Origin of the sequence: Paenibacillus sp. FSL H3-0329 (genome assembly GCF_037963285.1) — a bacterium.
GTDB lineage: Bacteria > Bacillota > Bacilli > Paenibacillales > Paenibacillaceae > Paenibacillus_AQ > Paenibacillus_AQ odorifer.
In genome coordinates this window covers 1358474-1377836 of sequence record NZ_CP150150.1, presented here as the reverse complement: position 1 = coordinate 1377836, position 19363 = coordinate 1358474, and the positions used below count along the sequence as shown (strand labels likewise).

Here is a 19363-nt window from a genome sequence, read left to right as displayed (position 1 = left end):
TTACGACCTCCTATTAAATGTATCCGTATAACCTATTCTATCTCATATTCGCAGAAAAGCCCCCATCTATGATAGAGGGGGACTTCTAGAATTACAACTTCACTTTCATAAAATCTTCGATTCTCTCCAGCGCCTCTGTCAATTTTTGTAAGGAAGCGGCATAGGAGCAGCGAATATAACCCTCTCCGCCTGCTCCAAAAACATGACCCGGAACCGCAGCGACACCGACCTCCCTGAGCAGCTGCAAAGCGAAGTCTTCTGATTTCATTCCGGTATGAGCGATGGAAGGAAAGGCATAAAAAGCGCCCGCCGGTTCGTGGCAAGGTAGTCCGATGGATCGAAATCCACTAACCAGCAGCTTTCTCCGCTCATCGAAGCATTGCTTCATGTGTTCCTTATGCTGCATTCCGTTGCGCAATGATTCAATCGCAGCAATTTGACCGAGCACGGGGGCACACATCGCAGTGTATTGATGGATTTTTAGCATCGCAGCAATTAATTCTCGATCGCCACAAGCATAACCAACTCTCCAGCCAGTCATTGCAAAAGCTTTGGAGAAGCCGCTAATCACAATCGTCCTTTCCAGCATCCCGGGAAGAGAGGCGATGCTGACATGCTGACTGTCATACGTAAGCTCGGCATAAATTTCATCTGAAATGACCAGTAGGTTATTCTCTTTTACAATCTGTGCAATAGGCAGCCAATCCTCATAAGTCATTACTGCACCTGTAGGATTAGTCGGAAAATTCACCATAAGAAGCTTCGAACGCGGGGTAATCACCTTCCGTAACGCTTCAGCAGTAAGCTTAAACCCCTGCTCGGCCGATGATTCTACCTCCACCGTAACCCCCCCGTTCAAATGGGTAATCGGCGAATATGCGATATAGCTCGGAGAAGGGACGATAATCTCATCCCCAGGTGTAATGAAAGCTCGTAATGCCAAGTCCACAGCCTCGCTGCTTCCCACCGTAACCATAATCTCATCGTTTGGCTCATAGCGAAGCTTGAAACTTGTGTGCAGATAAGAAGCGATCTCATCTCTAAGCTCCAGTAAACCGGAATTTGGCGTATACATCGTTTCCCCATTGTTCAAGGCACGAATACAGGCAGCTCTTACATGCTCCGGTGTAACGAAATCTGGTTCCCCTACACCCAGCGATATAATATCCTGATTCCCCGTACTTAGGTCAAAAAAAGCCCGAATCCCCGATGGCGCAATCTCCCGCACTCGTGGAGCAATCCATTCATTATGCATGGCTGTACACCTCTTCTTTTGCACTCTTTTCCGTTAGGGAAAGGGAGATGATTTCGTCCAGTAGTCCGCTGAAGGTGTAGCCTGCCGCTTGCGCGCTTTTGGGTAAAAGACTGGCCTTCGTCATGCCTGGTAACGTATTCACCTCCAGCACATAAGGAATACCCTCTTTAAGCAGCATATCAACCCGTGCATACACGCTACATTTTAGTGCTTTATAACAGCTCAAGGCAGCCTCGCGTACCCGCTCATGCACTTCAGTAGGCAATTCAATGACCCGTTCATCTGCTCCGCCTTCTTCATACTTAGCACTGTAATCGAACCACTCGGCATTTGCTGAGGTAATTCCCAGAATAGGCAGCAGCTCTCCGTTTAGAATAGAACAGGTAATTTCTTGGCCTTGAATGTAGCTTTCAATCAAAATCGACTGATCACAGGCAAAAGCCTTCTGCACTGCGCACAACAGCTCCTCGCTGCTGCTCACTTTTTCCATTCCGATACTCGAGCCGCCTGAACATGGCTTCACCATAACCGGATATCCGAGCCGTTCCACCACTTCAGCCGAATAATCCTTCATACTGTCCCAGCATAGCCAATCTGCTGTATTGACGCCTGCGCAGCGCATAAGCTTTTTGGAGAGATCTTTATCCATGCAAATGCTGCTAGACAAAACCCCGCTGCCCGTATACGGAATCCCCATCGTCTCCAGCGTCCCCTGAACCGTACCATCCTCGCCGTAAGCTCCATGAAGTGCAAGCAGTGCGATATCGATCCCTTTTGCCTGCTCAATAAGCTCCTCACGCTTGGTGATCACAATTGGAATAATTTCATATTTATTGGGGTCTAGATTCTTCAATATTTCTCTACCGCTATTCATGGATACCTCATACTCTGAGGATACCCCGCCCATAATTACGCCTACCTTCATCTCAAGCACCTCTTTATCCCATTAGTTGTCGAGCTGTTCTGCCAATAATCTCGATCCCCTTGCGGATATCCTCATCCGTCACTCTGGAGAAACCGATCCGTATCGTATTTTGACCCTTACCGTCCGTGAAGAATATATCTCCTGCTGTAAAAATAACCCCTTGCTCATGACAGGCCGCCAACAGCGTCCTTGTATTAAAGCCCTCCGCGAAGGATACAAAAAGATGCAGGCCACCGTCCCCTGACAGCGCCGTATAAGGAATAAAATCCTTGCAGCATTGCAGGGTTAATTCATACTTTCGTTTGTATTCCGCTCTGGCTTTTTTCAAATATTTCTCTAAATGGCCACCCAATAAATACTGATATAAAATGGATTGATCCAGCGTCGAGGTATGAATGGTACGGGCGCGCTTGACGCTTTCGAGGGAATTAATCAACTCCTGATCCGCCAGCACCCAACCTACACGTAGTCCCGGAAATAATACCTTGGAGAAGCTGCCGAGATAAATCACGCTGTTGCCGCTGCCTGCTGCTGCGATAAGTGGAGCCACATGTGAGCCCGAATATCGTAATTCCTCGTTAAAACCATCCTCAATCACCGGGACTTGGTAGCGATTCATCAGCTTCATTAGCCGCTGTCTTTTCTCTGGAGACATTACAATTCCGGTCGGATTATGGTAAGAAGGGACGAAGTATGCACAGTCAAAAGCTTGCTGTTGCAATGCTTTCTCCAGCTCCGCCAAATCAATCCCATCACGCTCCATCGAAATCCCGGTGATCTCAAAACCGTTCAGCTTCAAATTTTTGATCGCTGTATGATGCGTCGGATTCTCACAAATGACCGAACCATTTTTTTTACTCAGAGCAGACAATACAATATCGAACCCCTCTGTAAAACCATTGGTGATCAATATATCCTTGCCCCTCATTTCAACGCCCTTGTGCTCCATATACTGCTTCAAATAGTCTATTAAAGGCTTATACCCTTTGGCATAGCCGTAATTTAGCAGAACGTTGCCTTCTACCGACATCCGATCCATAAAGGACCGCTTCACATTATCCAGATCAAAAAGACTCTCATCAGGCGCTATGCTGGTGAAGGAGATCGTCCCCTTCTCCGCTCGAATCCCGCGCTTCATGATATCCAGTTCCTCCGCCAGCACCGCGCGATCATTGAGACGTGACTTCCAGTCCATCGTCCAGGAAGAGATCGTTTCACTGCCGGGCGGCGTAGCTGCAACATAACTTCCTTGCCCTTGCACGGCATAAGCAAAGCCATCATCCTCAAGCCCTGCATAAGCAGAGATTACGGAGTTGCGGCTAACCTTAAGCAATGTGCTGAGCTCTCGTGTGGAGGGCAGCTTTTGATTGCCTTGCAGACCGCCTTTTATGATTAAGTGCTTCATATAGTCTTTAATTTGTATATACACCGGCCGTCCGGCTATGAGCTTAAAATCCTTAAACATCTCTCAATCGCCCCCATGACTATCATGGCACAATCACTCGCTTAAAAAAAGAACCACAGCCATGGGATTTTAATCCGGCTGTGGTTCTATGAGGGGACAAATGCCCAAAAATCAAGTTACAGATCTATGCTTCGATCACAAGCTCCCCTTCTCCAGCAGGGATCTCAAAACCATTTAAAAACCGGGTTAATATGTCCTCAGTAATCGGAAATGCGGCATTGGCGTCAAAACGTTCACTCCGGATAAGCAGTCTCTGACGTAATTCATCCGGCTGAACCTTTAAGTGAATCAGTTCCCACACGCCAGCATAATCCTCAATAAGTTGCTTGTAATCGTTCCGTCTCTGACGTTGCCAGAAGCTGAAATCGATGACAACATGATGTTTTGCCTGAAGCAGATTCACCAGCTCCCCCCGCAGTTTTATCTCCGACTCTTCTTTATAGAACTCATAATTCTGCTCTGGATAATCCACCCCGAAACGGCCGTGCGTGGCCCAAATATCTTCATCTATCGAAAGTCTGGCGAATCCCTCTTTCTCCAGCTTTTTAGCAAAAGTTGTTTTACCCGACCCCGCTACACCGCACATCATCACTACGATGGAAGCAACACTCGTACGCTTTTGCTGAAGCAATTTTTCAATAACTAACTTTTCGCTCAGCATTATAAATGCATCTCCCTTCCAATTGATGGTATACTCATCGTTACAAAATACTTTCTCAAGGGATAGTGATAAGGATATGGTGAAATCAGTCCAGCAGACCTCCTAAAATGAAAAACGAAATAATTTTAGGAGGTCATAATAAATGATTTTTAACCCGATTGTCATTGATAACTGGAGTAGAAAACCCTATTTTGAACATTATTTAAACAATGTCAGATGCACCTATAGCATGACCGTAAATATTGATATCACCCTTCTACTGTCAGAGCTTAAGCATAAGGGAATTAAGCTGTACCCAGCACTAATCCACATGATAACTACGGTGGTGAACCGTCATAGTGAATTCCGCACATGTTTTGATTCTGAAGGTAGATTAGGTTATTGGGATAGCTTGTCACCTAGTTTTACAATTTTCCATGATGATGATAAAACTTTCTCAAGCATCTGGACTTCGTACGGTGAACAGTTTAATGATTTCTATAACCGTTATCTCGATGATATGAAAATGTACGGAAGTGTGAAACAATTTATCGCTAAAGCAAACGAACCATCGAACACCTTCCCTATTTCCAGCATTCCGTGGGTCAGCTTCACGAGCTTTAACCTGAACGTGTATAACGAGGGAACCTACCTACTTCCCATCTTTACGATAGGGAAATATTTTCAGCAAGACAAAAAAATACTATTACCCATCTCGGGGCAATTCCACCATGCTGTGTGCGACGGTTACCATGCCAGCATGCTGTATAATGAATTACAATCACGTGCAGATACCTATACGGAATGGTTACCTAACCTCTAATTAACCACGTTATTCTGCTGACAGCAAACGATAGTTCAAACATAAAGGGTTCCACCTATTAGGTTTTCCTAATGATGTGGAGCCCTTATTTTCATGTAATCATCCTTTTTCCACAATATCAGCTTTATCAGCTGACCATTGTCCATGCTGCCAGAGTATTTTTAGTACCATTACATTCCCTGGAGAAGGAGCCACTGCACTGTAGAATGTGAGGTCAGGAACTAACTGTGCAAGTAAATTCCTGATTACCCCCCCATGCGTCACTACCATTACTCTATTCGATGTAACCTCACTTTTTTTCTCCTTGATAGCACAGCATCCAAATGCAGCCATAGCAGCTTGACCTAGATCTAACAGGAAACTACGCAACCGTGCATCGAATTCTGTCCACGATTCTCCTTCTGGCGGTGTAACCTTTGAAGGATCATCAATCCAATGTCTATATAGAGAGTTATCTTTCAACTGCTCATAGGTGCAGCCTTCCCAAGCTCCGAAGTTCATTTCACGAAGCCGCTGATCGTAAATAGCGTCCTGCTCTAGTGAAGGTGCTACGAAAGCCAAGGTCTCCTGACATCTTAGCAAATCGCTACAGAACACACGCCAAAAACCACCTGATAACTCAGCCTGCATGCAGATCTGCTGCTGAAGTTGGGATAGCCGCTCACTTGCGTCAGGAAGCAATGGAAGATCCGTATGTCCCAGGTAACGATGCTCAACATTCCATTTCGTCTGCCCGTGTCGGATAAGCACTAGCTCAAGCTCTATAGAGGGAATTGCCATACCGACGCTCAGCCTCCAATCCATATCCATGCCGCAACCGCGCATAGACCTACAAATATTGAAGAGCAGAGCATCATCATCCGCGAGGTCTGGATAATATCATTTGGTTCCATCGTACGTACCGGATCACCCATATAAGCCCGAAAAGAAGCGACGCCATGATACACATTTTCGCCTCCGAGTCGGATGCCAAGTGCGCCAGCCACAGCTGATTCTGGATAACCGCTGTTAGGGCTTGGATGTAGATGTGCATCCCGCTTCACCATTTGCAGGCAACTACGCCAATCCAGACGAAGCATCCCTGCACATAGAGCCAAAAGTAATGCCGTAATCCGTGCCGGGATGAAGTTAGCAACATCATCGAGCCGGGCAGATGCCCAGCCGAGATCACGGTATTTATCGTTCTTATAACCAACCATTGAATCGAGTGTATTGACCGCCCGATAAGCCATAGCAAGCGGCGCACCGCCAATCAGCGCGTAGAAAAGTGGAGAAATAATCGCATCGACAATATTCTCTGCTACGGTCTCCACCGTTCCACGGACAATTTCAGGGGCGTCTAGCGAAGTCGTATCACGTCCCACGATCATCCCCAAAGCCTTGCGGGCAGCAGGGAGATCGCCCTTCTGCAATTCCACGTACACCGCCATTCCTGCATCTTTTAGTCCCTTGGAGGCAATCGTGGTTGAAATCAACCAAACCTCGGCTATCCAGACGAGCCAAGGTGAGATATATGACAGCAGCCATAGCAGGATGGCTGTCAGTGCCCAAGCACCGCCCGCCACACATAGCGGAAGTAACACCCCAGCTCTGCGCAGGCTTTGCGGGCGGGACCATAAACGACGGATCGCCCACTCCAGAGCCGTAATTGCTTTGCCCATACCAATTACGGGATGAGGCAGGTTACGCGGATCACCTACGATCCGGTCAATCACATAAGCCGCAAGCAACACCAAAGCGATTGTCACAGGCAATCACCTCTGAACAATCTTCTACTTCTCCAGCTATCCATTGTCATTAGCTGTCCTTCCTTGCCTGCACCGACAGCAGGCTGCCCGTCACAGCGCTATATATAAGCCGGCCGATAGCGCCTCCGAGATCGGTTGCTGTTCCGGCGTAGACATGCTCGGCGCTGTATCTCCCGCTTTGGCTCACAGCGAGTACAATAGCATCCGTAGTTGTGCCGGTTGCGATTAGGCCATTCTCCGGATCGGTAATCCCGAGATCTGCCAGCGCAGCAGCTTTGGCTTCGACAGCTGTCTGCACAGCATTGACCATGGCCGCCGGTGTCAGGCGGCCATCAATGCAGAGCATGATGTTAATCGTACCCGGCCGATACACAGCCAATACATTGCGTTCCACGCCTGAGCGCGCAGCATTTCCTGCGGCGGCTGTAACGCAAACAAAAATCCCCGCTGAACCCGTGTCCTCTTCAGCTACCGCTGCATGCTCTAGCGGTACAGCCGTCATCAGACCGGCACAGCCGGATAAAGGATAACCCCAATCGCGCAGCTTATTCTCCATATCCTGGACAGGATCACTACATTCGTAATTGCGATCTACATATAAATTAACCGCCCGCTGCAGCCGGTTCATTCCTCCGCCGTAGAACGCGCTCGATAAACCATCCGCTGCTGCTGGCAGCTCCAGCAGCAGATGCTTATCCTTCCACTGCAGAGCAAGCCCTGGCCAGACGGCCGGATGATACTCCCTGATTCCCCCTGCAAGATTAAATGGAATCTTCACTTCCACCATAGCCGATCCCGCTCCTTTCACCGCTCATTTCTTTCATTGAATACTTACAACCATCCTCGAAAGGATGCCCCGCCAATAGCGCTGTCAGCTCCCTCCGCACATCATTAAGGAATACGTGCACCTGTCACTTAGTCGCTAGAATCTCCGCCATCTGCAGCAAAAGGCGGGCATTATCCTCATGTCCCTTAACAGCAACTCGAATATGCCCTGAACCTAACCCTGCATACATAGCGCAGCTGCGCACAAGTATACCTACGCGGCCAAGCCTAGTCTGCAGCTCAGCCGCACTCCACGGTGACGGCAAGCCACAGAGCAGAAAATTGGCTTCTCCCGGTGGGACATCGCAGCCCAACTGCACTAGACCCTGCCGCAGCGTTTCGCGTTCTGCTGCAATAAGCTCACGCGTGCGCTGTTCATAGTCACGTCCGCTTGTAAGGCAGGCTTCCCCTGCCAGCAGCGCCAAGCCGTTCACACTCCAGGTGACCTGCTTTCCGCTCATCGCCTTCGCCAGCTTCGGATGCGAAATCGCAAACCCGAGACGCAGTCCGGGAATCGCATAAAACTTCGTCATCGACCGCACCAGAACCGTATGCGGAAACTGCTCCAGCTCCGGCAGGAGTGTATTTCGCTCTGACTCCGGGATAAAGTCAATAAAAGCTTCATCCACAGCCAAATAAGTCCCGCAGCTTTCAGCCTTCTGCGCTAACAAGCGCAGTTCCTCCACAGCATACTGAACTCCATTGGGATTATTCGGCTGTCCGAGAAATAACAGCTCCACCTGTTCCAGCAGCCCGGCAATCTCCTCCACTCCAGCGCGAAAATGCTGTTCCCTAGTCCCCTGGACCGACAATACTTCAGCACCAAATTGCCCGGAAAGCTGCCTATACTCAGAGAAACAAGGTTCCACGATGCCAACCTTTTGCGGAGCTATCGCCAACAGCAGCAAAGCCATAGATTCCGCTGCTCCGTTACCCACGGTTAACCAGCCACTATCTACGCCAAGATTTTCCGCCAGTAGTTGTTTAAAGCGTCGGTGTCCAGGGTCCGGATATGTAACCACCGTTGACAGTGCTGTTCTAAGCAGCTCCAAAACTTCCGGTGGAGGACCGAGTGGATTGATGTTGGCACTATAGTCGAGAAATGTGCCCCCAGCTTCTCCATAGAGCTCCGCTGCCGTCAGCAAATCACCGCCATGTCCATATTTTTCAAGCATAATTACACTCCCTCTATCTACTTTCTCTAGCACGATATGTATGTCATTGCCACCATTATTGACTCTTTGCCGGAAGAACGTCAATGCTTTCGCAGAAGGAACCAGCTAAATCCCCTGCTTCCCCCAAACCGACATGAATCTCAAAGATGTGATCTCTTTTGTTAAAAAACCGCTTTTGGTTTAAAATGAAGGTTGTAATCAATTTTGCTGCGACGGAGGAATTCACTATGCTTTTTATTGATAACACAGGGATTACTGACGCATCCATCAATTTGGCGATTGAGGAATATGCGCTGAAGCACTTGCCGATGGACGAGAGTTACCTGCTTTTTTATATCAACAGCCCATCCATCATCATCGGGAAACATCAGAATACTATCGAAGAAATTAACCAAGAGTATGTAAAAGATAATAATATTCAGGTCGTACGTCGTCTATCCGGCGGTGGAGCTGTTTATCACGATCTTGGAAATTTGAACTTCAGCTTTATTACCAAGGATGACGGCCAATCCTTTCATAACTTTTTGAAATTCACCCAACCGGTCATCGATTACCTGCAAAGCATGGGCGTTAACGCCGAGCTAAGCGGAAGGAATGATCTGCAAGTTGGTGAGCAAAAGATTTCCGGTAACGCTCAGTTCTCCACACGCGGACGTATGTTCAGCCATGGTACCTTGATGTTCAATCTTAATTTAGATGATGTACAAGCCTCTCTAAAAGTGAATCCAGAGAAGTTTAAATCAAAGAGCACCAAATCCGTACGCAGTCGTGTAGCGAATATCAAAGAGCTGCTGGGTACAGATATGACGATCGAGGAGTTCCGCGCCGGCCTGCTGCGTTCGATCTTTGGCATGGATTCTTCTGAGGTTCCTCAGTACAAGCTGCAACAAGCCGACTGGGACAAAATTAACGAGATCTCCAAGGAGCACTACCAGAACTGGGACTGGAACTACGGTCTGTCACCAAAAAGCAACGTTAAGCACACGCGCAAATTCCCTGCCGGAATTATTGATATTCGGATGGATATTGAAGATTCCCTCATTAAAGACATCAAAATCTATGGTGACTTCTTCGGAGTCGGTGACGTAGTAGATGTTGAAAATGCACTTCGTGGCAAACGTTATGACGAGGCTGAGGTTAGAGAAGCATTAGCTGATCTCGATTTGAAGCATTATTTCGGTCGTATTGAGCCGGAGGATTTTATCGGATTGGTCTTCCTAGAGGAATAGGATGAATTCACTGGTCATGATTTGAATCAAAAAGAGGACTCCTGCGCATTCGCCAGAAGTCCTCTTTTGCATGAATTAATACTCTTCGCTTTATCCTTTTACAGCAGATCCAACTGTCATTGCCCGTTCCACCTGCTCACTAAAGAACAAATAGACAATAACCATTGGCAGACTCGCCATCGTCATAACCGCCCCCATGCCACCCCAGTCTGTGCTGTATTGGCCTTGGAAGAACAATAGACCCAGCGGCAGTGTTTTCATCCCCTCATCAGAGATCAGAATATAAGCCAGCAAAAATTCATTCCAGTTGTTCAGAAATTGAAAAATGGCTACTGTTGCGACAGCTGGCGTTACAACCGGCACAATAATCTGCAGAAACATCCGGTATACATTCGCGCCGTCCATACAAGCGGATTCCTCCAGCTCCCCAGGGATACCCTTCATAAAGCCGTAGAATACCAGACAAGAGAACGGCAATCCAATGGCGACATAAGGAACAATAAGCCCACCGTAGGTATTAGTCAGATGTAAATCCCGTACGAGTATGGCAAGTGGAATCATAATTACCTGCAGCGGCATGAACATTCCGATCGTCATATACAATCTGACCCCTTCACGGAATCTCCACCGCAGCCGGGAAATTGCGAATGAGAACATCAGCGATAATATGATAATAAGTAGCGTTGAAATCGTAGAGACTACCAAGCTATTCGTAAAATATCGCGGTATATTGAACTGTGACCAAGCGGCCACATAGTTTTCAATCCGGAAATTAGTCGGAAATCCGAAAGGGTTGGTGACAAAAATCTCATCGTTATTTTTCAGAGAATAAGAAATCATCCATAATAGCGGATAGATGGAAATGATAAAATAAATCCATAAGGGAAGCTGTATGAGCAATGCTCTCACTTTTTTCATAACGTTCCTTTTCCTTTCCGGCGTACTGCCTTATGCTTCATTTCGGTCAAATGTCTTGTTGATAATAATGGTGGCCAGAAGCGACAGAAGGACAAGCACAACCGATACCGCACAGGCATAGCCGTAGTTGCTTTCCAAGAATGCATAACGATAAATCATAAAGGTAAGCGTATAGTTACTCGTTCCCGGTCCGCCGTTAGTCATAATCAACATTTGTACAAAAGCACCGATTCCTGAAGTGATGGCAATGATCAGACAGAATTTGAACGTCTCCTTCATCATTGGAATTGTCACCTTACGATGCGCCATCCATTTGGAGCAACCGTCAATCGTGGCAGCTTCCATGTACTGCTCAGGAACAGATTTAACCCCCGCATATAAAAGACTGAACTGGTAACCCATGAACTGCCAGGCATTAACAAAGGCAATCGCAATTATGGATGTGGTTGGAGAAGTAAGCCAGTTTTGTTGATAAGGAATATGCATAATTTCAAAAAGCCTATTGATCAATCCGTTATTCGGATCGTAGATGGCAATCCATAGCTGACAAACAACCGTAACCGACAGAACTACGGGAATAAAATAAGCTGTTTTCAACAACTTACGCCCTTTGATTCGCGGATCGGCACAGGCAAGCGCAAGAATGGTTCCCAATCCGATCTGAAATACAGCGAGTACCAGTGCAAAAATAAGGCCGTTACGAAGGGATGTCAAAAGCAATGGATCATCAAACATCTCTACATAGTTGGACAATCCGTTAAAAGTAGCCGTACTGAGCCCGTCCCACTCGAAAAAGCTACGATAAAAGGATTGAAGCACTGGATAGATAATCACTACGCTATAAATCAACAGAGCGGGAAGCAGAAACAGCATTATGGCTTTCTTATTACCTAAGTATTTATGCATGCGGTAAGATTCCACTCCTTCCTTGCCAAGCTGCTCACCCGATATAAGGGCTCGATCCGGGTGAGCTGCAGGGCATGGACCCATTTTTATTTATTTTATTTCTCTAATTATTTATTTTCTTTGTTCAGCACTCGGTTCATGTTATCCGTGAACTGCTTAGCCGAGAATCCTTCGATCAACATATTTTGTGTATTGTCGTCCAGTGCATTTTTAATTTGAACACTGCTTACCGCATTGGCGTACCCCTTCACGTTTGGCAGCACTTCTTCAGCGATTCTTTTCATCATGGCAGGCACTTTACCGGTCATTTCTTTATCCACTTTAGTCGCTACGATCGGGCTACCCAGCTGTGTATATTTGTATTCGCTATATTTTTGTGCGATGAAACTAGCTACTTTCACTGCAGTCTCTACATTCTTGCTGCTTGGAGAAACGGCAAAGCCACCAGGACCTCCTGCACCGTTAATGTACATTTTGTTGTTCTCATAAGTCGCTTCGTCCTTAGCTGGCCAGTACATCCAATCCACTTTATCCCCAAGCTTCTCAGCACTGCTGTAGATTTCCCACTGACCGTTGACGAACATGCCAGCTTTTCCTTGGTAGAACAAAGATGAAGCTTGATCATAATTGGTATTCGTAGCATTGACGTCGAACAAGCCTGCTTCTTCCAGCTTCTTCATTTGTTCTGCTGCTGTTACATAAGGCGAAGGCAATGTTGTCGTTCCCTTCGTTTCGAGTGGGCCAAACCCTTTCGTCTCCTCACGAGTCACAAGTCCGCTATAAAAAGAAGTAGTGATCCATTTCTCCTTCGCGAAAATTGAGAGCGGTGTATACCCTGCTGTAGAAAGCTTCTTAGCCGCTTCAGCCAGCTGATCGATCGTCTTGATCGGCATCTCGATGCCTACCTCTTTAAAGATATCCTTGTTGTAAAACAACATTTGGAATTCAATTCCCGTATATGGGAATGCGTATACATGACCGTCTGGGGCAATTAGACGGGACTCATTCCCTGTGTTTAGATTCGCTTTGAAATCTTTGGTGGCTTGGTATTCATCAAGCAGCTCGACATTTTTAGATTTGGCGAAGGTTTGCAGCGTAGGCCAGTCTGTTTCATAAATATCCGGCATGTTCCCAGTCGCGGCATATGTTTTCAGCTTCTGGTAGCCATCTTGAACAGCCTCATCCAGTACAATCTCCACCTCCGGCATTTCCTTTTTTAATTCCTCTACGGCATAATCAAATGGCTTTGAAGTATCTTCGTCAAAATGCTGTGCATAAATTTTTATTTGAATTTTCTTATCGGTATTCCCAGCGGTCGTATTGGAACCTTCAGAGGTTGAACCACCGTTTCCGGCATTGTTACCACCACAGGCTGTAAGTGAGAAAGCTAAGGATAAAACGGTTGCAACCCCCAGTGTTCTGAATAGCTTGTTGCTCATAATGAATCCCCTTTCTGATGCTCTATTTAGTGGAGCTAGTTGAATCCGCTATTTGTTAGCGTTTTCATCGTCCTGTTTCTATTATATTTGAGCCTTGAAGACCCAAAAAGAGCCATATCGGGCACAATCGGTAATAAACAGGACAAAATGAAAGCGGCCTCACCAGAGAGCCGCCACCAAATATGTTTATTAAATTTCATTATTAACGCCAATATGGCGGGAACGGGCAGCCAGCTGCTCAAATTCAGACGGCGGCATGCCATAGTGTTTTTTAAAGCATTTACTGAAATAATTCGGGTCATTATAGCCCACTTTACCGGCGATTTCAGACAGTCTCACATTTCCTCCAGCAAGCAGTTCCTTGGCCTGCTTCATACGAGTATAGGTAATGAAATCAAGTACAGAGATTCCACCTTCTTTTCGAAAAACCTTCCGTAAATAGCTGGTATCTACATAAACGCCATTCGCCACCTGGTCAACTGTCAGCTCACAATCGGAATAATGCTCCCGGATGTACTCTTTGGCGGCAATGAATAAATTGTACGACTTAGAGGGGCGGTGCTCACGACCTTGATCAATGACTTTACTGTACAAGCCTTTTATCCAGCTTTCAGTCTCATCCCAGTTATCCATCTCCCGTAGCCGCTGCTCCGGTGAACCTGCTGGTTTCCAGAGACTTTCCGGATTGATCCCTCTTTCTCCAGCATAGGCAAGGCAAAGGGATACTATACTCATTAATAGAGTAAAGGAATAGCTGCCTCCCCCTCTCTGGCGTCGTAGAATCTCAATTAATTTGCTTATGTCCTTCGCCGCTGCATCGCCATCCCCCATCTTTAACGCCATCAGCATGGCATCCTGAATTCCAAGATGAGTGATTTCTTTGGATGGAAAGGAGAACTCCTCTATCCCTTCAGAGGAATTCTGCTCGTCCATTTGGAGTGGAAAGAGCTTATTGGAAGCCGTTCCTTCTGCAATTATTTCCGGCTTCCCAGCTTTGCGTGCACCTATTTTATGTGACTGAAGGCGCTGCTTCACCTTGATCATCATCTCGTTAAACTCTTGCTGGTTAAACGGTTTCAATAAATAATCTTGTACACCTAAGCGAATCGCTTTTTGCGCATAATCAAATTCATTGTGCCCTGTTACAAAAACAATAAGCATATCAGGAGCATTGGCCTGTAACCGGGTAACCAGCTCCATACCGTCCATATAGGGCATACTAATGTCCACTAAAGCCAAATCTGGTTTCGTCCGTTCCGCTTCTTCCAGCGCTTCTCTGCCATTTGACGCTTCACCACAGACACTGAAATCATATTTACTCCAATCCAGCTTGGTCCGCATATAATAACGAAACAGCGGCTCGTCATCTACAACCATCACTTTATACATCTACGCTGCCCCCCTGCGCTTCCGTACCGGGAATCGTCATTTTCATAACAGTACCTTTTCCCAGTTTACTTTCTACCGATAGGCCATATGGTTCTCCAAAATACAGCTTAATCCGTTCATGAACGCTGTAAATGCCAATGGATGCCGGTTTTCCTTCTCGTGAGCGGTATTCTACAATCCGCGACACCTGCTCCCCGGACATGCCAACACCGTTATCCTCCACGGTAATGATAACTTCTCTTCCGTGTGTATAAGCCTCTATTGAGATTAGCCCCTGACTGCCCTTTGTTTTTAATCCATGGTAGATTGCATTCTCGATGAGCGGCTGCAGGGACAATTTGGGTACCTTGACTCCTTCGAGAAATTTCGGGATATTAATCTCGTAACGTAATACGTCGGGGTTGCGAACCTGCATAATAGCCAAATAATCAGCTGCATTTGATACTTCCTCGGACAGTGGAATAACCTCGTTCCCTTTGCTAAGAACAACCCGATAGAAATCTGCCAGTGCCTTGGTCGTATCCCGAGCTGCTTCATTAAGCTCCAAATCGTTGAGTACATAAATCGTATCCAGTGTGTTGTACAGAAAATGGGGTTTAATCTGGGCATGGATCAGAGCTAGTTCATATTCACGTTTCCGGACTTGTTCGTTTGTAATCGTCCGCATCAGCTCCTGAATACGACCAACCATGGAATTGAATACGGTGGAGATTAGCCCAGTCTCATCCTCTGTAGTCACTGGTGAGGTGACATTCAGATCGCCTTCCCTTACTTTACGCATCGCCTTCGTCACTTGAAGAAGCGGATTTACGATAATCTGTGACAGCTTTCCTGCAAGCAGCAGAGACAGTAACAGGCATCCTATTCCCACGAATATAGTTAACGTTATATTACGGTGAATATCCGCAGTTAACTTCTGCAGCGAAATCGTATTCACAAGCTTCCAATTCAGCTTATCATAATACGTCACAGTGACCAGCTCTCGCCCGCTCCCCTTGCCGATAATTTCCGAGACAGAGCTTCCCGTCTTCCTAAGACTGCCGTTCAGTCTGTCCTCAGGCTTCAGTAGAAGCTTTGATTTATCAGGGGTGGACACGGTCCTTTGCGTTCCGTCTACTATAAAATATTTCTTGTCCGAAGAGGTTTCTCTAGCGGTTTCCAGAAAAGCAGAGAGAGCATCTTCTTTTACGTTCACAAATAATGTACCTATTAGGTTGCCCGTTTTAAGATTGTACACGACTTTACTCAGTGTGAGCACCGGAACTGCCGGATCACTAACCAGATAATCTCTCTGTTCCATGGGAAGCCAACGGTTGACACCGTAGCTGCCTTTTTCTTTAGCCTTCTCCAGCATATCGCTGGTAAATACCTTCTGCTCGTTAGGATTACCGTAGGCGTAAGAGGAATAAATCTGGCCTTCCGTATCCACAAATACAGCAGAATCGACATCCGGAAAAATAATCAGATCGATAGAAAGCTGGCTCTGCATTAAATTGCGAAACCGCGTCTGCTCCACTGTCGAGGATAACAACGGACGTTCAGCATACATCCGATGGATGTCGGTAGTTATAATGTTGGCACTGCTCTCCGTATTTTTTACAATCGTATCTATTTGCTGCATGATGAGCTTGGATTCATCTTTAAAATTGTACTTAGCCTTTTCGATCATCGAACGGCTGAACATCTGCCCTGAGAGCAAGCCTAAAGCAAGCAATGGAAAAATGATCAACGGTATAAAAATAAGGATTATTTTATTACGAATCTGCAATCTTCCAAACCACTTCACTAAGGAATCCCCCCGCATAACAGCCGCCTCCTGTGTGTTCTAGCGGTAATTCATTATGTGCTTCATATCCGTAAATCTCAAGGAGAAAGTATAAATACATATACAACTAGGGCGAGTGTGAGCAAGATAAAAACATTCTCTACAGCTCCACCTTTTTTCGTGCCTGTACTCATTAGCTTTAGACGCAGCTTAAATGGAATGGGCGGCAGGGGCGTAATTCCCCTTTGGGTGAGAGAGTCGGCCAATAGATGAAGCGCATAAGACATGCCGCCTGCTATCCATAGACTACCACCATCCTGTATACCCGATGAAGCAAAATACAATAAAGTGCTCCAGCCTGCAACAGCATATAAGGTATGAGTCAATCCACGATGCGGGACAAGTGATGTAACTACGAGTATACAAGCTACTATGTAGTTCCAAGGATCATACGCCCCTCCGTATGCAAATACCGCAGTAGCGATTAGTACCATCACCAGATGCCGCAGCTTTCTTCCCGGCAGGAAAGTTACACTCCCCACAAGTAGGGCCAGTACAATATTCCAAGGGCTTTCAACGATTCCTGCAAAATAAAGATAAATCGCTGCTCCTATCAAAGCAACCTGTAGTATCCTGAGCAGAAAGTCAGGAATCGCCTTGCGTACCAGTAACGAATTCGGTTCATCAATGTCTGGCAGGAGCGAACTTAATGCCGCGACGGCAATAACCGGGATTGTAATCTCATGGGCCATCAAACTCATAACAGATAGGGTAACCCCGGTGCTGATAATTAAATGGGATCTGCCCATCATAGTGAAACCGCTCCTTTCTAAGATGCAAAAACAAGAACAAATGTGCGGTTATCGAAGTATATCAAGACCCGGATTTTTTGTCTACATAAAACGCTGAAATCGCTTAGTATATAAGCCTTTACGCGATTTCTATCTTGTCCTCTCCATGAATATACGATACAATTTGGACAACTTGACCTTGTCGTCTACATAGAGGCGACAGCTGCTGAAGAAAGGATGACCTAAGTAGTGAAGCGTTCCCGTATAGCCGATTTTAGCCTGCTATTAGTGGCGATGATGTGGGGATGTACCTTTCTGATTGTACAAAATGCTGTCAAGGTGCTGCCACCGCTCGCGTTTAATAGCATCCGCTTTATGGGCGCTGCCCTGTTGCTGGCTCTAATCACAGTTATTTCTTACCGCAAGGATTGGAAACAGCTAAGTTTCCGCATGGTACGCGATTCTCTGCTGCTTGGCCTTTTTTTGTTTTTGGGCTATGGCTTTCAGACTATGGGACTTCTATATACAACAACCTCTAATACCGGCTTTATTACCGGGCTATCAGTTGTCCTAGTACCCTTTCTGTCTCTAGCCTTATTGAAGCATGCGATTTCACGATACACTTGGTTCAGTGCGGCACTCGCCGCAATCGGGCTTTATCTGTTGACCTTCACGGGCTCTGCATTATCCTTGAATAAAGGCGATGCCTTGATTCTTCTATGTGCCATAGCTTTTGCGTTACAGGTAGCCTATACTGGCGTTTATGCACCTCATTATCCGGCGTTGCCGCTAGCTACTCTGCAGCTTGCTTTCGTTGGGCTGTTCAGTATTGCTGCCTCGCTTATTTTTGAAGGGGCAACACCGCTCGCCCACAGCGGGGAGCTGATTAAGGACCCAGATGTGCTTTGGGCTCTGCTGATCTCCATTGGGCCAACCAGCGCTTTTGCCTTCTGGATTCAAACCGCCTGTCAGAAATATACTACCCCATCGCGGGTAGCCATTATTTATGCCACAGAACCGGTATTTGCCGTTCTGACGGGTTTAGCCTTTGGCGGGGAAACACTCGGGTTGTCCGCTCTGCTCGGTTGTGGTTGTATTCTGGGGGCTATGCTTATGGCAGAGCTGAGCCCGGAACCGGGTCAGAATCAACATAAGAAGAGTTATTTTTCCAAATTACATTTATTTAGAAAGAGATAAGGAGAGAGACAAATGTACAAATTGATCGCGATTGATATTGATGACACTCTGATTAATGATGACAAGGAAGTAACACCCGCTACCCAAACTGCGCTTGAAGAGGCAGTTGCCGCAGGTGTTGTTGTAACCCTTGCTACAGGCCGTGCTTACGCTTCCGCTCAAGCCATTGCCCGTCAAACTGGACTAAACGTACCTATCATTACTTACCAGGGTGCACTCGTTAAGAACTTGCTCGATGAAAAAGTACTGTATGAGCGTTACGTCCCGCAAGATGCAGTCCGCAAGCTGTTCACTTACTGCGTGGAGCATAATCTGCATCTGCAAACTTACATTGACGACAAGCTATATGCCCGTGAAGACAACCAAAAGATCAAAGACTATACGGACTTGAATAAAACGCAATATTTTATTGAGCCTGACTGGGAAAAGCTTGTCCCGCAAAAAACACCAAAAATGCTAATTATCGATGATCCTGATTTCTTGGATGAACTGGCTCCAATCCTGCATGAATTGCTTGGTGATTCCGTGCATATTACCAAATCCAAACCACACTTCCTGGAAATCATGCATCATGAAGGAACCAAGGGCATTGCACTTGAATTCCTAGCCAAACATTACGGCTGTGAGCTTTCCGAGACTATCGCTGTAGGTGATTCTTGGAACGACCATGAGATGCTGGAAGCTGCCGGACTTGGCGTCGCTATGGAGAATGCTATTCCTGCTCTGAAAGAAATTGCTGATTTTGTGACCTTAAGCAACAATGACGATGGCGTGAAATATGCGATTGATAAATTCATTCTTAATAAAGTGAACTAAACTTCCTTAAGCAAAAGGGTGCAGCAACGCCATATTTTATGACGTTGCTGCACCCTT

At 46.4% G+C, this 19363-nt stretch carries 19 protein-coding genes; 4 read left to right on the top strand and 15 right to left on the bottom strand.

Annotated features, from left to right (window positions below; translation table 11 throughout):
* Positions 1 to 91: 91 nt before the first annotated feature.
* From NSQ66_RS06050 to NSQ66_RS06035, 4 genes are all read right to left on the bottom strand, one after another.
* Positions 92 to 1255, bottom strand: a complete 1164-nt coding sequence (locus NSQ66_RS06050; protein WP_038569166.1) for an aminotransferase class I/II-fold pyridoxal phosphate-dependent enzyme — start codon at positions 1253 to 1255, stop codon at positions 92 to 94.
* Positions 1248 to 2180: a D-alanine--D-alanine ligase gene (locus NSQ66_RS06045; RefSeq protein WP_036681791.1), complete on the bottom strand. Its 933-nt coding sequence runs from the start codon at positions 2178 to 2180 to the stop codon at positions 1248 to 1250. The genes NSQ66_RS06050 and NSQ66_RS06045 overlap by 8 nt, the downstream gene beginning before the upstream one ends.
* A 13-nt stretch (positions 2181 to 2193) precedes the next feature.
* Positions 2194 to 3645 carry a PLP-dependent aminotransferase family protein gene (locus NSQ66_RS06040; protein ID WP_038569164.1) on the bottom strand — a complete coding sequence of 484 codons (1452 nt, stop codon included), beginning with the start codon at positions 3643 to 3645 and terminating at the stop codon, positions 2194 to 2196.
* A 124-nt stretch (positions 3646 to 3769) separates the two neighbouring features.
* Complete coding sequence (locus tag NSQ66_RS06035) at positions 3770 to 4306, bottom strand: ATP-binding protein (RefSeq protein WP_036681786.1); 537 nt, start codon at positions 4304 to 4306, stop codon at positions 3770 to 3772.
* A 142-nt stretch (positions 4307 to 4448) separates the two neighbouring features.
* Between NSQ66_RS06035 and catA the strand changes: the two genes are divergently transcribed.
* Positions 4449 to 5108, top strand: a complete 660-nt coding sequence (gene catA / locus NSQ66_RS06030) for a type A chloramphenicol O-acetyltransferase (RefSeq protein WP_038569162.1) — start codon at positions 4449 to 4451, stop codon at positions 5106 to 5108.
* A 99-nt stretch (positions 5109 to 5207) separates the two neighbouring features.
* Here catA and NSQ66_RS06025 read toward each other — a convergent pair whose 3' ends face one another.
* Genes NSQ66_RS06025 through NSQ66_RS06005 form a run of 5 tightly spaced genes read right to left on the bottom strand, consistent with a single transcriptional unit; the run spans position 5208 to position 8856 of the window.
* Positions 5208 to 5888 (bottom strand): histidine phosphatase family protein, encoded by a 681-nt coding sequence (locus NSQ66_RS06025; RefSeq protein WP_052096836.1) that lies wholly within the window; start codon positions 5886 to 5888, stop codon positions 5208 to 5210.
* A gap of 8 nt (positions 5889 to 5896) precedes the next feature.
* Positions 5897 to 6856, bottom strand: coding sequence for an adenosylcobinamide-phosphate synthase CbiB (gene cbiB / locus NSQ66_RS06020; protein ID WP_038569160.1), 960 nt, complete (start codon positions 6854 to 6856; stop codon positions 5897 to 5899).
* Between the two features lie 49 nt (positions 6857 to 6905).
* Positions 6906 to 7643 carry an adenosylcobinamide amidohydrolase gene (locus tag NSQ66_RS06015; RefSeq protein WP_038569158.1) on the bottom strand — a complete coding sequence of 246 codons (738 nt, stop codon included), beginning with the start codon at positions 7641 to 7643 and terminating at the stop codon, positions 6906 to 6908.
* The gene (locus tag NSQ66_RS06010; RefSeq protein ID WP_170914296.1) at positions 7618 to 7764 is read right to left on the bottom strand and encodes a hypothetical protein; all 147 of its coding nucleotides are present in this window, start codon (positions 7762 to 7764) and stop codon (positions 7618 to 7620) included. Before NSQ66_RS06010 ends, NSQ66_RS06015 begins: the two co-directional genes overlap by 26 nt.
* A 3-nt stretch (positions 7765 to 7767) precedes the next feature.
* Positions 7768 to 8856: a threonine-phosphate decarboxylase gene (locus tag NSQ66_RS06005; protein ID WP_038569156.1), complete on the bottom strand. Its 1089-nt coding sequence runs from the start codon at positions 8854 to 8856 to the stop codon at positions 7768 to 7770.
* A 227-nt stretch (positions 8857 to 9083) separates the two neighbouring features.
* Between NSQ66_RS06005 and NSQ66_RS06000 the strand changes: the two genes are divergently transcribed.
* A complete protein-coding gene (locus NSQ66_RS06000) occupies positions 9084 to 10085 on the top strand; it encodes a lipoate--protein ligase (RefSeq protein WP_036681778.1) in 1002 nt (333 codons plus the stop codon).
* A 90-nt stretch (positions 10086 to 10175) separates the two neighbouring features.
* Here NSQ66_RS06000 and NSQ66_RS05995 read toward each other — a convergent pair whose 3' ends face one another.
* The 6 genes from NSQ66_RS05995 to NSQ66_RS05970 all read right to left on the bottom strand — a co-directional run bounded on the left by NSQ66_RS05995 (position 10176) and on the right by NSQ66_RS05970 (position 17314).
* On the bottom strand, positions 10176 to 11003 hold the full coding sequence (locus tag NSQ66_RS05995) for a carbohydrate ABC transporter permease (protein WP_036681776.1): 828 nt from the start codon (positions 11001 to 11003) through the stop codon (positions 10176 to 10178).
* 30 nt (positions 11004 to 11033) lie between these two features.
* Positions 11034 to 11909: a sugar ABC transporter permease gene (locus NSQ66_RS05990; RefSeq protein WP_076099026.1), complete on the bottom strand. Its 876-nt coding sequence runs from the start codon at positions 11907 to 11909 to the stop codon at positions 11034 to 11036.
* A 107-nt stretch (positions 11910 to 12016) separates the two neighbouring features.
* On the bottom strand, positions 12017 to 13348 hold the full coding sequence (locus NSQ66_RS05985; RefSeq protein ID WP_076142159.1) for an extracellular solute-binding protein: 1332 nt from the start codon (positions 13346 to 13348) through the stop codon (positions 12017 to 12019).
* 189 nt (positions 13349 to 13537) lie between these two features.
* Complete coding sequence (locus tag NSQ66_RS05980) at positions 13538 to 14737, bottom strand: response regulator (RefSeq protein ID WP_051491207.1); 1200 nt, start codon at positions 14735 to 14737, stop codon at positions 13538 to 13540.
* Positions 14730 to 16541, bottom strand: coding sequence for a sensor histidine kinase (locus tag NSQ66_RS05975; protein WP_076104832.1), 1812 nt, complete (start codon positions 16539 to 16541; stop codon positions 14730 to 14732). Before NSQ66_RS05975 ends, NSQ66_RS05980 begins: the two co-directional genes overlap by 8 nt.
* Before the next feature lie 59 nt (positions 16542 to 16600).
* Complete coding sequence (locus NSQ66_RS05970; RefSeq protein WP_038569151.1) at positions 16601 to 17314, bottom strand: metal-dependent hydrolase; 714 nt, start codon at positions 17312 to 17314, stop codon at positions 16601 to 16603.
* 228 nt (positions 17315 to 17542) lie between these two features.
* On the opposite strand from NSQ66_RS05970, the gene NSQ66_RS05965 reads away from it, so the two are divergent.
* Positions 17543 to 18490: a DMT family transporter gene (locus tag NSQ66_RS05965; protein WP_076142158.1), complete on the top strand. Its 948-nt coding sequence runs from the start codon at positions 17543 to 17545 to the stop codon at positions 18488 to 18490.
* Positions 18491 to 18502: 12 nt separating this feature from the next.
* Entirely contained in the window at positions 18503 to 19306 is an 804-nt protein-coding gene (locus NSQ66_RS05960; RefSeq protein ID WP_038569149.1) for a Cof-type HAD-IIB family hydrolase, read from the top strand.
* Positions 19307 to 19363: the final 57 nt, after the last annotated feature.

Bases quoted from the DNA above. Each gene is read 5' to 3' on its own strand.
- NSQ66_RS06050 (WP_038569166.1), bottom strand. From the start codon at position 1,255: ATGCATAATGAATGGATTGCTCCACGAGTGCGGGAGATTGCGCCATCG.
- NSQ66_RS06045 (WP_036681791.1), bottom strand. From the start codon at position 2,180: ATGAAGGTAGGCGTAATTATGGGCGGGGTATCCTCAGAGTATGAGGTA.
- NSQ66_RS06040 (WP_038569164.1), bottom strand. From the start codon at position 3,645: ATGTTTAAGGATTTTAAGCTCATAGCCGGACGGCCGGTGTATATACAA.
- NSQ66_RS06035 (WP_036681786.1), bottom strand. From the start codon at position 4,306: ATGCTGAGCGAAAAGTTAGTTATTGAAAAATTGCTTCAGCAAAAGCGT.
- catA (WP_038569162.1), top strand. From the start codon at position 4,449: ATGATTTTTAACCCGATTGTCATTGATAACTGGAGTAGAAAACCCTAT.
- NSQ66_RS06025 (WP_052096836.1), bottom strand. From the start codon at position 5,888: ATGGCAATTCCCTCTATAGAGCTTGAGCTAGTGCTTATCCGACACGGG.
- NSQ66_RS06015 (WP_038569158.1), bottom strand. From the start codon at position 7,643: ATGGTGGAAGTGAAGATTCCATTTAATCTTGCAGGGGGAATCAGGGAG.
- NSQ66_RS06005 (WP_038569156.1), bottom strand. From the start codon at position 8,856: ATGCTTGAAAAATATGGACATGGCGGTGATTTGCTGACGGCAGCGGAG.
- NSQ66_RS06000 (WP_036681778.1), top strand. From the start codon at position 9,084: ATGCTTTTTATTGATAACACAGGGATTACTGACGCATCCATCAATTTG.
- NSQ66_RS05995 (WP_036681776.1), bottom strand. From the start codon at position 11,003: ATGAAAAAAGTGAGAGCATTGCTCATACAGCTTCCCTTATGGATTTAT.
- NSQ66_RS05990 (WP_076099026.1), bottom strand. From the start codon at position 11,909: ATGCATAAATACTTAGGTAATAAGAAAGCCATAATGCTGTTTCTGCTT.
- NSQ66_RS05985 (WP_076142159.1), bottom strand. From the start codon at position 13,348: ATGAGCAACAAGCTATTCAGAACACTGGGGGTTGCAACCGTTTTATCC.
- NSQ66_RS05980 (WP_051491207.1), bottom strand. From the start codon at position 14,737: ATGTATAAAGTGATGGTTGTAGATGACGAGCCGCTGTTTCGTTATTAT.
- NSQ66_RS05975 (WP_076104832.1), bottom strand. From the start codon at position 16,541: ATGCGGGGGGATTCCTTAGTGAAGTGGTTTGGAAGATTGCAGATTCGT.
- NSQ66_RS05970 (WP_038569151.1), bottom strand. From the start codon at position 17,314: ATGATGGGCAGATCCCATTTAATTATCAGCACCGGGGTTACCCTATCT.
- NSQ66_RS05960 (WP_038569149.1), top strand. From the start codon at position 18,503: ATGTACAAATTGATCGCGATTGATATTGATGACACTCTGATTAATGAT.